Genomic DNA, 14,466 nt, shown 5'->3' on the forward strand with positions numbered 1-14,466 from the left:
CCTAGCAGGGCTTTCACGTCTCGTTTCGGCCGCGGACGGCGGGTGTGGCATGCCCCTCTGGGTCAGCGGGCAACTCGCTCATGTTACTCGGTCCGCCGGAGCTCCCGCCACCGGTGGCGGGGTCGCGGACGAGCTGGATCGGGGCGGTCCGGGCGGCCCCTTCGCCCCTCGGCCGGCCTGTGGATAACTTCGCCCGAATGGAGGACTCGTTCGGCGCCGCCGCAACGCGATCGCCGTCATATGAGCACAAAATCGCAGGTCATGAGCGCAGTTTGAGAAAGATCCCCATGACATGCGGATGTGCACAGGGCAGGTGAGCGCCTGTGGATAACCTGTGGAAAACTGCTTAGACGCACTGCGGGACGACTGCGTGGATCGGTGCCGACGAAGGCGCTCGAGCCCCTGAGAAGCGGGTCGCCCGGGTATCGGATTCTAGCGCAGGCCGCGCCGGCGCTCGCGGGGGACGTGCGCGGGGCTCGAGCAGCCGCGTCGGTGCGGGGGGGAGACGTTGTTGGCTACTGGTGAGGGATGGCGAAGGTGACCGACCAAGATCTGGCCGCAGTCTGGTCGGCGGTGACGGCCGAACTGACCGAGACCTCGGTGCTGACCCGTCAGCAGCAGGCGTGGATGCGTCTGACGCAGCCGGTGGTGGCCGTGGGCGGGACGTTCATCATCGCGGCCCCGAACAAGTTCGCGCGCGCGGCCTTCGAGGCGAAGCTGCGCGAGCCGATCAGCGAATCGCTGTCGCGGCGCCTCGGGCAGGCGACGCAGATCGCGGTCACCATGCAGGACAACTCGGTCGACGCCCCCGCCGAACCGGCGCCCGCCCGTCCCCCCGAGGACGGCGACACGCTGATCTTCGAGATGCCGCGGACCGAGTCCGCGCCGAAGCCGAACGGCGTGCCGCACCAGACCTCACCGGCGAACCCGCCGAGCCTGTTCGACACGGAGGCCTTCCGCGCCGCCGAGCGGCCGGGCGCCGCCCAGCGGTCCGAGCCCGAAGGGGCCGCCGAGACCCGCGAGGAGCGCGCGCCCGAACGGGAGCGGCCCGCGCGGCGGCCGGACCCCGAGCCGGCGCCCGCCGAAGCGGCGCCCCACGACGCGGCTTCCTACGACCGCGCGGAGCAGATGGAGGCCGAGCGGTCCCGGCCGCAGGCCAGGCCCGCCGATTCGCACAATCATTTCCCGCCGGTCGCGCCGCCCCCGTCGTCCGATCCGGATCCCGAGCGGCGCGGCGGCGTCTCGAGCAAGACGGCGAAGACCACCTCGGCCCCGACCGCCGTCGACGGCGTCGGACGCCTCAACCCCCGCTACAACTTCGACACCTTCGTCATCGGCTCGTCCAACCGCTTCGCCCACGCCGCGGCCTTCGCCGTCGCCGAAGCGCCCGCCAAGGCCTACAACCCGCTGTTCATCTACGGCGGCTCCGGCCTGGGCAAGACCCACCTGCTCCACGCGGTCGGGCACTACGCCCACGACCTCGGCACGGCCGCCTCGGTCCGCTACGTGACCACCGAGGAGTTCACCAACGACTTCATCAACTCGCTCTCGGACCGCCGCCAGCAGGCCTTCCAGCGCCGCTACCGGGACGTCGACATCCTCCTGATCGACGACATCCAGTTCCTGATGGACCGGGAGCGCACCCAGGAGGAGTTCTTCCACACCTTCAACGCGCTGCACAACGCCAACAAGCAGCTGGTGATCTCCTCGGACCGCTCGCCGAAGCAGCTCCAGACCCTCGAGGACCGGCTGCGGACCCGCTTCGAGTGGGGCCTGCTGGCCGACATCCAGCCGCCGGACCTGGAGACGAGGATCGCGATCCTGCGCAAGAAGGCCGTCCAGGACGACCTGAACGTGCCGACCGACGCGGTCGAGTTCATCGCCTCGCAGATACACCACTCCATCCGCGAGCTCGAGGGCGCGCTCATCCGCGTCACCGCCTACGCGAGCCTGAACCGCAAGCCGGTGGACCTCGGCCTGGCCGAGGAAGTGCTGCACGACTTCATCCCCGAAGGCGGCCAGACCCCCGAGGTCACCGTCGAGCAGATCATGCAGGCCACCGCCGAGTACTTCGGCGTCCAGGCCGCCGACCTCAAGGGCAACTCGCGCTCGCGCGTGCTGGTCAACGCCCGCCAGGTCGCCATGTACCTGTGCCGGGAGCTCACCGACATGTCGCTGCCGCGCATCGGGCAGGCCTTCGGCGGCAGGGACCACACGACGGTCATGCACGCGAACAAGAAGATCCGCAAGCAGATGGCCGAGCGGCGGGCGCTGTACAACCAGATCGCCGAATTGACCAATCGTCTGAAACACACCGACGAATGAAGGCCCTGTGGACAACCTTGTGGAAAAGCTGTGGAAAACCTGTGGAAACAGCTGTGGACGAGATGTGGAAAACTTCCAGACTGTCGGAGGCTGTGGATAAACTGCCGATTCATCCACAGGTTGTCCACAGTTCGTCCACAGCCCCATACCGATGACTAGCAGCCGAAAGGCACGTTATCCACAGTTTCCACAGCACCGACTACTACGACGACAGTTATATCTATAGAGAGTTCATTAGTAATAGCGCTGTGAACAACCAGGCATCAGCCAGATGAGGAGCGAGCTCGCCATGAAGTTCCAAGTTGATCGAGACACCTTCGCCGATGCGGTCTCATGGACCGCCAAGAGCCTCCCGGCCCGGCCGTCCGTTCCGGTGCTCGCCGGCGCGCGCCTGTCCGTCGACGAGGGCACGTTGACCATCTCCGGTTTCGACTACGAGATCTCCACCCGCGTCACCGTCGACGTCACCGGTGAGTCCCCCGGGACGGCCCTGGTGTCGGGCAAGCTGCTGGCCGAGATCGTCAAGGCGCTTCCGGGCAAGCCGGTCGACTTCACCGTCGAGGGCCCGCACGCCGAACTCACCTGCGGCTCGGCGCGCTTCACCCTGCCGACCATGCCGCTGGAGGACTACCCGAGCCTGCCGCAGATGCCCGAGGCCATCGGCACCATCGACGCCGACGAGTTCGCCAAGGCCGTCGCCCAGACCGCCATCGCCGCCGGCAAGGACGAGACCCTGCCGACGATGACCGGCGTCCAGATCGAGATGACCGGCGGCGGCATCGGGCTGCTCGCCACCGACCGCTACCGCATGGCCATCCGAGACTCGGCGTGGGAGCCGAACGAGAGCGACGTCGACGTCACCGTCCTGGTCCCCGCCAAGGCCCTCGCCGACACCGCCCGGACCTTCGGCAGCTTCTCCGGACCGGTCACCATCGCCGTCCCCTCGGGCGCGGACGGCGCCCCCGGCATGGTCGGTTTCATCGCGGGCGGGCGCCAGACCACCTCGCGCGTCCTCGACGGCCAGCTGCCGCCGCTGCGCAGCCTCCTGGCGACCTCGTACGCCACCGTGCTGCGCGTCAAGACCGCCGATCTCACCGAGGTCGCCCGCCGCGTCGCCCTCGTCGGCGACCGCAACTCGCCGATCCGCCTGTCCTTCGACGAGGACGGCCTCGTAGTCGAGGCCGGCGGCGCCGAGGACGCCAAAGCCTCCGAGGCGATGGACTGCACCTTCGAGGGCGAGGCCGGCAAGATCGCGTTCAACCCGACCTATCTGCTCGACGGGCTCGGCGTGGTCGACGCGCCCGTCACGGCCTTCAAGATGAACGAGCTGGGCAAGCCGGTCGTGATGACCGGGGAGGCCGCGCCCGAAGATGAGGAATCTGACACAAACCACGACGGTTACCTGTACATGCTGCAACCATTGCGTTGGGACGCCTAAAAGGCGCTCTGCCAACGTAGGGCCCGTGGTACGCCTTTCGGGGACGAATCGCGAGGCCGGGCGCGTACATCGCTTGAGTCACGTGGAAGGGGGCGCGGCATGCAACTGGGCATGATCGGGCTCGGCAAGATGGGCGGCAACATGAAGTCGCGGCTGGAGGAGACCGGCCACGACGTCGTCGGGTACGACCGCGATCCGGACAAGGCCGACGTCGCCTCGCTCCCCGAGCTCGTCCAGGCGCTCGAAGCCCCCCGGGCGGTCTGGATCATGGTCCCCGCGGGCGAGGCCACCCGGTCCACCGTCGCCGAGCTCGCCGAGCTGCTCTCCGAGGGCGATCTCGTGGTCGACGGCGGCAACTCCCGGTTCTCCGACGACACCGAGCACGCGAAACTGCTCGGCGAGAAGGGCATCGGCTACGTCGACGTCGGCGTCTCCGGCGGCGTGTGGGGCTTCAGCGAGGGCTACGCGCTCATGGTCGGCGGCGCCAAGGCCGACGTCGACCGGCTGATGCCGATCTTCGACGAGCTCAAGCCCGAGGGCGACTACGGCTTCGTCCACGCGGGCGGGGTGGGCGCCGGGCACTACGCCAAGATGGTGCACAACGGCATCGAGTACGCGATGATGGAGGCCTACGCCGAGGGCTACGAGCTCATGGAGGCCTCCGAGCACGTCGAGAACGTGCCCGAGGTCATCAAGTCCTGGCGTTCGGGCACCGTCATCCGCTCCTGGCTGCTCGACCTGCTCGACCGCGCGCTCGACGAGGATCCGGAACTGGCCAAGATCCGCGGCTGGGTCGCCGACTCCGGCGAGGGCCGCTGGACGGTCGAGGAGGCCATCCGGCTGCGGGTGCCGCTGCCGGCCATCGCCGACTCCCTGTTCGCCCGCTACGCCTCCCGGCAGGACGACTCCCCCGCCATGAAGGCCGTCGCCGCGCTGCGGAACCAGTTCGGCGGACACGCCGTAAAACCGGAATAGTGGCGGACACGCCGTGAAACCGGAGGAGCGGCGGGCACGGGGCCGCGAGGCGGCCGTCGGCGCGGTCCCGCCGCGTCGTCCCGGCAAACCGAACGGCGATCGCCGCCGCGACGGTGTCGCGGCGGGCATCCGGTCCGACACGCGTCGGTGGAAGGCGGCACAATAGAGGCGTGCGTGTACGACAGCTGCAACTGAGCGACTTCAGGTCCTACCCGCACGCCCAGATCGCGCTCGACGAGGGGCCTTCGATACTCGTGGGCCCCAACGGGCACGGCAAGACGAACCTCGTCGAGTCGCTGGTCTACCTCTCGACGCTCCGATCCCACCGGGTCGCGAACGACGCTCCGCTCGTCCGCGCCGGCGCCGAGCAGGCCGTCATCCGCGCCGAGATCGTCCACGACTCGCGCCGCCTGCTCGCCGAGCTGGCGATCATCCCCGGCAGGTCCAACCGCGCCCGCCTCAACAAGCACCCGCTGACCCGCCCCCGCGAGCTCATCGGCGCGCTCAAGGCCGTCGCCTTCGCCCCCGAAGACCTCGCGCTCGTCCGCGGCGAGCCGTCCGTGCGGCGCCGCTACCTCGACGAACTCCTGTGCTCGCGCTATCCGCGCTTCGCCGGCGTCAAGGCCGACTACGAACGCGTCCTCAAGCAGCGCAACACCCTCCTGCGCACCGCCTACCTCGCGAAGAAGACCGGCGGCCGCGGCCCCGGCGGCGCCGAGATGGCCACCCTCGACGCCTGGGACGCGCACCTCGCCGAGCACGGCGCCGAGCTCCTCGCCGGGCGCCTCGCGCTCCTGGCCGACCTCGTCGAGCCCGTCGCCAAGGCCCACGCCCGCATCGCCGACGGGCGCTCGGAGGTGAGCCTCGCGTACACCTCCGAACTCGGCGACGACCTCGCCGCCGACCGGGACGTCCTCACCGCGCGGCTCTCGGCCGCGTTGGCCGGCGCCCGCGCCAAGGAGATCGAGCGCGGATCCACGCTCGTGGGCCCCCACCGCGACGACGTCGACCTCGTCCTCGGCGAGCTCCCGGTCAAGGGCTACGCCTCCCACGGCGAGAGCTGGTCGGTGGCGCTCGCGCTGCGCCTGGGCGCGTTCGAGCTCCTGCGCTCCGACGGCACCGCGCCCATCCTGATCCTCGACGACGTGTTCGCCGAGCTCGACACCACGCGCCGCGAGCGCCTCGCGGAGTACGCCGAGGCCGCGCCGCAGACCCTCATCACCTGCGCCGTCGCCGGGGACGTGCCCGACCGGCTCGTCGGCGCCCGCTTCGACGTCTGGGAAGGGGAGATCCGACGTGTCCTCTGACGGCTACGACTACCGCCCCCGCCCCAAGAGGAGAGGCAGGAGCGACGACCCGCGCTTCCGCCGCGAATGGTCGGGGCCCGGCCCCGACCGGCGCGACCCCGAGGCGATCGGGGCGCTCCTCGGGCAGGTCGTGCGCAAGAAGGGCTGGACCGGGAAGGTCTCCAACGCCTCGGTGTTCGGCCGCTGGACCGAGATCGTCGGTCCCGAGATCGCCGGGCACTGCCGCCCCGAGCAGCTCGTCGACGGCGAACTGCTGGTCGTGGCCGAGTCCACGGCCTGGGCCACGCAGCTGCGGCTGTTCTCGAAGCAGATCTACGCGAAGATCACAGCGGCGCTCGGGCCCGGCGTGGTCAAACGCCTGAAGATCGTCGGCCCCAAACAGCCGACACGTTCCTTCGGGCCTAGGCGGGTACGGTTTAATGGCTCCCGTGACACATTCTGAAGCGGTCCGACCCTAGGGGCCGTAGGGGGGTTCATGTCCGGGTCTCCCGATGCGACTGTGACGACATCACGCCGCAGAGAGACGGTATTCGGAGCGAGGCCGCAGTAGACTTGACGGGTGACGCGGGCTCATTGCGACGGCCCGCGAGCTTCGGCGAGGGCGGTCGGGCGCACAGCTCCGGCCGTCTCGCCATGGCGAGGTCCGTGCGGCGCGCTCCGGCGCCCTCCGGAGCGGCCGACCAGTGGCCGCGGCCCGTGAGCTGCGGGCCGATCGCCGAAAGTGTCACACCCACGGACTAGCTTTCTCACTGACCGTGAACGACGACAGAAGGAGTTGCCGGTGGCGGCGAAGAAGCAGGACGAGTACAGCGCCAGTTCGCTGACGGTCCTCGAAGGCCTCGAGGCGGTCAGGAAACGCCCGGGCATGTACATCGGCTCGACCGGTGAGCGGGGCCTGCACCATCTCCTCCAGGAAGTGGTCGACAACTCCGTCGACGAAGCGCTGGCGGGCTTCTGTACCGACATCGAGGTGGCCATCCTCGCCGACGGCGGCATCCGCGTCACCGACAACGGCCGCGGCTTCCCCGTCGACCTCCACCCGAAGCTGAAGAAGCCGGGTGTCGAGGTCGCGCTCACCGTCCTCCACGCGGGAGGCAAGTTCGACTCACAGACCTACGCGGTCTCCGGCGGTCTGCACGGCGTCGGCGTCTCGGTCGTCAACGCCCTGTCGACCCAGCTGTCGGTCGAGATCCGCCGCGACGGCCACGTGTGGCGCCAGCACTACAAGAACGCCCAGCCGGGCCCGCTGGAGAAGGGCGAGCGCTCGGACGAGACGGGCACCATCCTCAGCTTCTGGCCCGACGGCGACATCTTCGAGACCCTCGAGTTCGACTACAAGACGGTCTACCGGCGCCTCCAGGAGATGGCCTTCCTCAACAAGGGCCTGTCCATCACCCTGCGCGACGAGCGTCCCGACCACCTCGACGAGGAAGGGCAGATCAGGGAGGTCACCTTCCGCTACGACGAGGGCATCGCCGACTTCGTGCGCCACCTCAACGCCTCCAAGAACGCGATCCACCCGACCGTGGTCTCCTTCTCGGCCGACGAGGACGGGCAGGCCGTCGAGGTCGCGATGCAGTGGAACGAGTCGTACGGCGAGTCGGTCTACACCTTCGCCAACGCCATCAACACGCACGAGGGCGGCACCCACGAGGAGGGCTTCCGCACCGCGCTGACCAACGCGGTCAACAAGTACGGGCTCGAGAAGAAGATCCTCAAGACCGAGAAGGACCGCCTCTCCGGCGACGACATCCGCGAGGGCCTGGCCGCGATCATCTCCGTCAAGCTGCGCGAGCCGCAGTTCGAGGGCCAGACCAAGACCAAGCTCGGCAACACCGAGATCCGCAGCTTCGTCCAGCGGATCTGCAACGAGTGGCTGCCCGACTGGCTCGACCGCCACCCCAAGGAAGCCCGCGTCATCGTCCAGAAGGCCGCCTCGGCCGCGCAGGCCCGCAAGGCCGCGGCCCAGGCCCGCAAGCTGGCCAGGCGCAAGAGCCTCCTCGAGACCTCCTCGATGCCCGGCAAGCTGGCCGACTGCCAGTCGACCAACCCCGAAGAGTGCGAGATGTTCGTCGTCGAGGGCGACTCCGCCGGCGGCTCGGCCAAGCAGGGCCGCAACCCGCGCACCCAGGCGATCATGCCCATCCGCGGCAAGATCCTCAACGTGGAGAAGGCCCGCCTCGACAAGATCCTCAAGAACAACGAGGTCCAGGGCATGATCACCGCCCTCGGCACCGGCATCCACGAGGAATTCGACATCGAGAAGCTCAGGTACCACAAGGTCATCCTGATGTCCGACGCCGACGTCGACGGCCACCACATCAACACGCTGCTGCTGACGCTCCTGTTCCGCTTCATGCGCCCGCTCGTCGAGCTCGGCCACGTGTACATGAGCCAGCCGCCGCTGTACAAGATCAAGTGGAACAAGAAGGGCGATCTGGTCTCCTACGCCTACTCCGACCCCGAGCGGGACCGGCTCATCGAGGAGGGCATCGCCCAGGGCAAGTCCGACCCGCGCCGCTCGGACGGCGTCCAGCGCTACAAGGGCCTCGGTGAGATGAACTACACCGAGCTGTGGGAGACGACCATGGACCCGGCCCGGCGCAACCTGCTCCAAGTTCAACTCGACGACGCGGCAACCGCCGACGAGCTGTTCAGCGTCCTCATGGGTGAGGACGTGGAGAGCCGCCGCCGCTTCATCCAGGAGAACGCCAAGGACGTCCGGTTCCTGGACATCTGATGACGGCCCGTTCGTTCACGATCCGCTTTACAAGGCAAGGAAGCACTGGTGCCTGAGAACAACCAAGACCAGCTGGACCTGACGGAGACCCACGGCCGCATCGACCCGATCGGCATCGACGTCGAGATGCAGCGCTCCTACCTCGACTACGCCATGAGCGTCATCGTCGGGCGTGCGCTGCCCGACGTCCGCGACGGCCTCAAGCCGGTCCACCGCAAGATCCTCTACGGGATGTACGACGGCGGCTACCGCTCCGACCGGGGCTACGTCAAGTGCTCCCGCGTCATCGGCGACGTCATGGGCCAGTACCACCCGCACGGCGACGGCGCGATCTACGACTCGCTCGTGCGCATGGCCCAGCACTGGAGCCTGCGGTACCCGCTCATCGACGGCCAGGGCAACTTCGGCTCGCCGGGCAACGACCCGGCCGCCGCGATGCGGTACACCGAGTGCCGCCTCGACCCGCTCGCGATGGAGATGCTCCGCGACATCGACGAGGAGTCGGTCGACTTCCAGCCGAACTACGACGGCAAGACCACCGAGCCGACGATCCTGCCTTCGCGGATCCCGAACCTGCTCGTCAACGGCTCCGAGGGCATCGCGGTCGGCATGGCCACCAAGATCCCGCCGCACAACCTCCGCGAGGTCGCCTCGGCCATCAACTGGTGCCTCGACCACCCCGAGGCCACCGAGGAGGAGGCCCTGGAGGCGATCATGGGCCTCATCACCGGCCCGGACTTCCCGACCGGCGCCACGGTCCTCGGCCGCGCCGCCATCGAGGACGCCTACCGCACCGGCCGCGGCTCGATCAAGATGCGCGCCGTCGTCGAGGTCGAGGAGGACGCCAAGGGCCGCGCCTGCCTGGTCGTCACCGAGCTGCCCTACCAGGTCAACCCGGACAACCTCGCCGAGCGCATCGCCGAGCTCGTCAAGGACGGCAAGCTCACCGGCATCGCCGACATCCGCGACGAGTCCTCGGGGCGCACCGGCATGCGGATCGTGGTCGTGCTCAAGCGCGACGCCGTCCCGAAGGTCGTGCTGAACAACCTCTACAAGCACACCCAGCTCCAGGAGACCTTCGGCGCGAACATGCTGGCCCTGGTCGACGACGTGCCGCGCACGCTGAACATCGCCCAGATGGTGCGCTACTACGTCGCCCACCAGATCGACGTCATCGTTCGGCGCACCCGCTACCGGCTGCGCAAGGCCGAGGAGCGCGCCCACATCCTGCGCGGTCTGGCCAAGGCGCTCGACCTGCTCGACGAGACCATCGCGCTCATCCGCCGCTCGCCCTCGGCCGAGGAGTCGAAGGCCGGGCTCATGGAGCTGCTCGAGGTCGACGAGATCCAGGCGACGGCGATCCTCGACATGCAGCTGCGCCGGCTCGCCGCCCTGGAGCGCCAGCGCATCGTCGACGAGCTCGTCGAGATCGAGACCAAGATCGCCGATCTGAACGACATCCTGGCCAAGCCCGAGCGGCAGCGCGCGATCGTCCGCGACGAGCTGGCCGCGGTCGTGCAGCGCTGGGGCGACGAGCGGCGCACGCAGATCCTGCCCGACGCCGGCGAGGTCTCGATGGAGGACCTCATCGCCCGCGAAGACATTGTGGTGACCATCACACACGGCGGCTACGTCAAGCGCACCAAGACCGACTCGTTCCGCTCGCAGAAGCGCGGCGGCAAGGGCGTCCAGGGCGCGCAGCTCAAGCAGGACGACATCGTCAGCCACTTCTTCGTGTGCACCACGCACGACTGGATCCTGTTCTTCACGAACAAGGGCCGCGTCTACCGGGCCAAGGCCTACGAGCTGCCCGAGGCGAGCCGCACCGCCCGAGGCCAGCACGTCGCCAACGTCCTGGCGTTCCAGCCGGACGAGACGATCGCTCAGGTCATCCAGCTCCAGTCCTATGAGGCCGCCCCGTATCTGGTGCTCGCCACCCGGAACGGCCTGGTCAAAAAGAGCAAGCTGTCCGATTTCGACTCGCCGCGCACCGGCGGCATCGTCGGCATCAATCTGCGCGACGGCGATGAACTGGTCGGCGCCGCGCTCATCGAACCCGCCGATGACCTGCTGCTCGTCTCCCGCAAGGCCCAGGCGATCCGCTTCCAGGCCTCCGACGAATCGCTGCGTCCGATGGGCCGCGCCACGAGCGGTGTGATCGGAATGCGATTCGTGGGAGATGACGAATTGCTCACCATGATCGTGCTGCGCGATAATATGGACATCCTCGTGGCCACCAGCCGCGGGTATGCGAAACGGACTCCGGTCGAGGCGTATCCGCAGCAGGGCCGCGGCGGCAAGGGCGTCCTGACAGCGAAGATCACGGAACGACGTGGTGATCTGGTGGGGGCGCTGTCCGTGACGCCGGAGGACGAGCTGTTCGCGATCACTTCGGAAGGGGGCGTCATCAGGACACCGGCGAAGCCGGTCCGCAGGACTACGGACCGCAACACCATGGGTGTGAAGCTGATCGACCTGCCCGAAGAGGTCTCGTTGCTCGCCATCACCAAGAGCGCCGAAGAACCCGATGATGGGCAGGACGAGTAGATGACGGAAGCGAAGGCTACCGCTGCGGAGACCGAGCGCGATGAGCAGCTCGAGGCGGCGCCCGATCCGGTCGAGCATTCGAAGGACGGCGGTGGGTCGCCGTCTTCGGCCGACGAGGACAAGACGCTGACGATCCGCCGCCCGCCGGGGATGACCCCGCCGCCGGTCACGCCGGAGGCGATCCCCCAGATGCAGACGCCGCCGCCGCCGGCCGCCGGCGTGGCGAGTTCCGCGCGGGTCGCCGACGCGGTCCGCGCCGCCAGGGCCGCCGTGTCGCAGGCCGCCGCGCGCGGCCCGCGCCGGGCGAGACTCAGGCTCAAGCGGATCGACCCGTGGTCGGTCATGAAGTTCTCCTTCGCCGTGTCGATCGTGCTGTTCATCGTGATGGTGGTCGCCACCACGGTGCTGTACATCGCGCTCGACGCGATGGGCGTCTTCGACACCGTCAACGACATGCTGGCGATGCTCATGGGCACCTCGAGCGACACCGGCATCGACACGGAGAACTTCCGGATCACCGCGAAGGGCGTCATAGGGGCGGCCGCGCTGCTCGGTGTGGTGAACATGGTGCTGTTCACGGCGCTGGCGACGCTCGGGGCCTTCATCTACAACGTGTGCGCCGACCTGGTCGGCGGCGTCGAGGTCACCCTCGCCGAACGAGACTAGGCACGGCCGGCGGCCCGTCGGACCTCTCGCGGGTCCGGCGGGCCGCCGTGTTGTGCGCCCGGGTCCCGCGCCGTTCGCGAACCGTGGCGCTCGCCGGTGGCGGTGACGGGGGTTCGATCTCGCGATGGCCGAGCCGCCGGTATCGCGCTTGCAGACGGGTGCCGCGGACCGTAGGCTCGGGAACGCGGGCGGCCGTGACGGCCGTCCCTTCCCAGAGGGGGCCGGGTTCGCATTGCTTCCCCTGGTGGGGTAACCTTTCTCAGCGTTGCCGGACAGGCGATGCGGCACCTGACGAGGGCGTATAGCTCAGGTGGTTAGAGCGTTGAGCTGATAACTCAAAGGTCCCAAGTTCGAGTCTTGGTACGCCCACCGAATGAAATCCCAGCTTCGGCCGTATGCCGGGCTGGGATTTCCGTTTACCCGGGCGACCGCGCTGAACCGGTGCTATGCCGTCAGCGCGGTCGCCAGTTCGTCCAGCCCGCTGAACCGCCGGTCGAAGACGTCGGTGCGCTTCGGCGGATCCCCGACCGGTCGCTCGACGTAGGCGGTCCGCATCCCCCCGGCCTGCGCCCCGCGGAGGTCCCAGGCGTGGGCTGCCACCATGAGCACCCGTTCCGGCGGGCACCCGGCGGTGTCGACGGCGAGCCGGTAGACCTCCGGCGCCGGCTTGTAGGCCATGACGGCTTCGCTCGACAAGGCCTGGTGCCAGCGCAGCCCGGCATGTGCGCCCAGCCGCAGCAGCGTGGTGCCCCCGGCGTTGGAGAGCCCGAGCACGGGCAGCCGCTGCGCGAGCCGCTCGAGAGCGCCGACCGAGTCGCCCCAGGCGGGCAGGCGCCGACTCGCCGTGGCCAGCCGGGCGACGGCCGCCGGATCGTCGAGCCCGGCACGGTCGGCCACCCGTCCGGCGGCCTCCCGGTCGAGGACCTCGGTGTTGACGTACGCGCGGCGTCCCTGCCCGATGCGCCGCTGCTCGAGTTCGACATGCCGCTGCCACACCGTGAGCAGCTCCTCGACGGACGCGTCGTCGGAGGCGGGCACCGCGTCGCGAATCTCCGCTCGAAGCCCGCCGGGTTCGTCGACCAGCGTGCCGAGGACGTCGAAGACGACGACCTCGATGTCGAGGGTTTCGGCCATGAGTGCTCCCGTTCGCATTGTCGTCACCGGTTCAACAGGTGACGATCTTGCCATCCGCTTCATCACCGGTCAAGATGGTGACGTGGATTTCGCGTTCGTGAGCGGCAACCCGGCCCTGGACCTGGCCGGCACCGTGACGTCGCGTCGAGACGAGCCCATCGAGCTCTTGGCCGTGCCCGCGGACCTCGAGCGGTGGGTCGCCGAATGCGACGAGCTCCCCGACCGGGTCACCGCCGACTCGGCCGCCTTCGAGTCCGCGCTGTCACTGCGGGAGGCGATCTACCGACTCGCGTGCGACCGCGTGCTCGATCGGCCCTTCGATCCGGGCGGCCTCGAGATCGTCAACAACGCGGCCGCGGGGCCGATGCCCGCGATCGAGCTCAGCGACGCGGGGCTGCGCATGTCGGGGGACCTCCGCGCGGTGCTCTCCCAGATAGCCAGGAGCGCTGTCGCCGTGCTCGCCGATCCCGGCGCCCGTCTCAAGGAGTGCGGTCGCACCGGCTGCACTCGCATCTATCTCGACCGTTCACGCGGCGCCCGGCGCACCTGGTGCGGGATGGACGAGTGCGGCAACCGCGTCAAGGCCGCGGCCTATCGGGCCCGCAGACGGGCTTTGGCCACGGCCGAGGGGAACGGGTCCGAGGGAACCGCTTGACACCGATGCTCGCCGACGAGGCGCGGGAGCGCCCGCCTGGTCGTCTCGCACTGATTCCTTAGGCCGGTTTACGACTCGCAGAGCCGTCGAGCTGGCCCGGGGGGCGGGCATGGCGGTGTTCGCTATGCTGAGTCGCATCGTGCAATGTCGAACGGGACATTGCTGTACGCGGCAAGCTCTGGTATTAGGGGGCCTGGGTCCATGTGGAAGAAACTGTTGATCGTCGCCGGTGTCGCGACCGTCGCCGTAGTGGTGGCCAAGAAGGTCAAGGCCATCAACGACGAGCGCACCCTGTGGCACGAGGCCACGACCTCCGCCGAAGACATTCGCTGACGAAAGGCGTTAGCCAACTCACTGCGTTCCGGGTATCCTCGCTGGTGCGATGAGCACGGCGGGGATACTCGTACGGTCGCGACCCCCCAGGGGTCGACGGGGCTATAGCTCAATTGGCAGAGCACCTGCTTTGCAAGCAGGAGGTTAGGGGTTCGATTCCCCTTGGCTCCACCATCGGCCGGTAAACGGCCTGTTCAGACGCACATTGTGTAGTTGGTTCGGTCGCGTATTCGGTCAGTCCGCAATTCCCGTGCGGATTCTGTACGGGTCAGGTGGACATCTGCGCCGCCCGGTGAGCGTCGAGGGCGTCGGCGACTTCCCCCACGCGGGCCGGGAACAGGCTCGC

General features: G+C 68.8%; 11 protein-coding genes and 2 tRNA genes. 12 read left to right on the forward strand and 1 reads right to left on the reverse strand.

All coding sequences use genetic code 11. The features are described 5' to 3' along the window. The first annotated feature begins 537 nt into the window (after window positions 1-537). The 9 genes from dnaA (at window position 538) to YWW_RS0101715 (ending at window position 12,367) form a co-directional block, all read left to right on the forward strand. Window positions 538-2,325, forward strand: a complete 1,788-nt coding sequence (dnaA, locus tag YWW_RS0101675) for a chromosomal replication initiator protein DnaA (protein WP_026928729.1) — start codon at window positions 538-540, stop codon at window positions 2,323-2,325. 289 nt (window positions 2,326-2,614) lie between these two features. Continuing rightward, complete coding sequence (gene dnaN / locus YWW_RS0101680; RefSeq protein WP_026928730.1) at window positions 2,615-3,763, forward strand: DNA polymerase III subunit beta; 1,149 nt, start codon at window positions 2,615-2,617, stop codon at window positions 3,761-3,763. A 99-nt stretch (window positions 3,764-3,862) separates the two neighbouring features. Further along, window positions 3,863-4,738 (forward strand): phosphogluconate dehydrogenase (NAD(+)-dependent, decarboxylating), encoded by an 876-nt coding sequence (gene gnd / locus YWW_RS0101685; protein ID WP_026928731.1) that lies wholly within the window; start codon window positions 3,863-3,865, stop codon window positions 4,736-4,738. A gap of 170 nt (window positions 4,739-4,908) precedes the next feature. Beyond that, window positions 4,909-6,045, forward strand: coding sequence for a DNA replication/repair protein RecF (gene recF / locus YWW_RS0101690; RefSeq protein WP_026928732.1), 1,137 nt, complete (start codon window positions 4,909-4,911; stop codon window positions 6,043-6,045). Further along, window positions 6,035-6,487, forward strand: a complete 453-nt coding sequence (locus YWW_RS27725) for a DciA family protein (protein ID WP_051325254.1) — start codon at window positions 6,035-6,037, stop codon at window positions 6,485-6,487. The genes recF and YWW_RS27725 overlap by 11 nt, the downstream gene beginning before the upstream one ends. Window positions 6,488-6,826: 339 nt before the next feature. Continuing rightward, window positions 6,827-8,785, forward strand: coding sequence for a DNA topoisomerase (ATP-hydrolyzing) subunit B (gene gyrB, locus YWW_RS0101700; protein ID WP_026928733.1), 1,959 nt, complete (start codon window positions 6,827-6,829; stop codon window positions 8,783-8,785). A gap of 126 nt (window positions 8,786-8,911) precedes the next feature. Beyond that, entirely contained in the window at window positions 8,912-11,332 is a 2,421-nt protein-coding gene (gene gyrA, locus YWW_RS0101705; protein WP_155829849.1) for a DNA gyrase subunit A, read from the forward strand. Then, a complete protein-coding gene (locus YWW_RS27730) occupies window positions 11,333-11,998 on the forward strand; it encodes a DUF3566 domain-containing protein (protein WP_026928735.1) in 666 nt (221 codons plus the stop codon). Between the two features lie 295 nt (window positions 11,999-12,293). Continuing rightward, a tRNA-Ile gene (locus YWW_RS0101715) sits at window positions 12,294-12,367 on the forward strand. Window positions 12,368-12,442: 75 nt separating this feature from the next. Here the strand turns inward: YWW_RS0101715 and YWW_RS0101720 are convergent. Then, the gene (locus tag YWW_RS0101720; protein ID WP_026928736.1) at window positions 12,443-13,132 is read right to left on the reverse strand and encodes a haloacid dehalogenase type II; all 690 of its coding nucleotides are present in this window, start codon (window positions 13,130-13,132) and stop codon (window positions 12,443-12,445) included. Between the two features lie 82 nt (window positions 13,133-13,214). Here YWW_RS0101720 and YWW_RS27735 point away from each other — a divergent pair, with 82 nt between their 5' ends. The 3 genes from YWW_RS27735 (at window position 13,215) to YWW_RS0101735 (ending at window position 14,294) form a co-directional block, all read left to right on the forward strand. After that, entirely contained in the window at window positions 13,215-13,787 is a 573-nt protein-coding gene (locus YWW_RS27735) for a CGNR zinc finger domain-containing protein (RefSeq protein ID WP_035697467.1), read from the forward strand. A gap of 201 nt (window positions 13,788-13,988) precedes the next feature. Beyond that, window positions 13,989-14,120 (forward strand): DLW-39 family protein, encoded by a 132-nt coding sequence (locus YWW_RS36745; protein WP_211228391.1) that lies wholly within the window; start codon window positions 13,989-13,991, stop codon window positions 14,118-14,120. Window positions 14,121-14,218: 98 nt separating this feature from the next. Continuing rightward, window positions 14,219-14,294 (forward strand) — tRNA-Ala (locus YWW_RS0101735). The last annotated feature ends 172 nt before the right edge of the window (window positions 14,295-14,466 follow it).

It is taken from the genome of Glycomyces tenuis DSM 44171 (assembly GCF_000427885.1).
Lineage (GTDB): Bacteria > Actinomycetota > Actinomycetes > Mycobacteriales > Micromonosporaceae > Glycomyces > Glycomyces tenuis.

Excerpts from the sequence above, each read along its gene's own strand:
- YWW_RS36745 (WP_211228391.1), top strand. The coding sequence starts at position 13,989 with ATGTGGAAGAAACTGTTGATCGTCGCCGGTGTCGCGACCGTCGCCGTA.
- dnaN (WP_026928730.1), top strand. The coding sequence starts at position 2,615 with ATGAAGTTCCAAGTTGATCGAGACACCTTCGCCGATGCGGTCTCATGG.
- YWW_RS27730 (WP_026928735.1), top strand. The coding sequence starts at position 11,333 with ATGACGGAAGCGAAGGCTACCGCTGCGGAGACCGAGCGCGATGAGCAG.
- gnd (WP_026928731.1), top strand. The coding sequence starts at position 3,863 with ATGCAACTGGGCATGATCGGGCTCGGCAAGATGGGCGGCAACATGAAG.
- YWW_RS0101720 (WP_026928736.1), bottom strand. The coding sequence starts at position 13,132 with ATGGCCGAAACCCTCGACATCGAGGTCGTCGTCTTCGACGTCCTCGGC.
- gyrA (WP_155829849.1), top strand. The coding sequence starts at position 8,912 with ATGCAGCGCTCCTACCTCGACTACGCCATGAGCGTCATCGTCGGGCGT.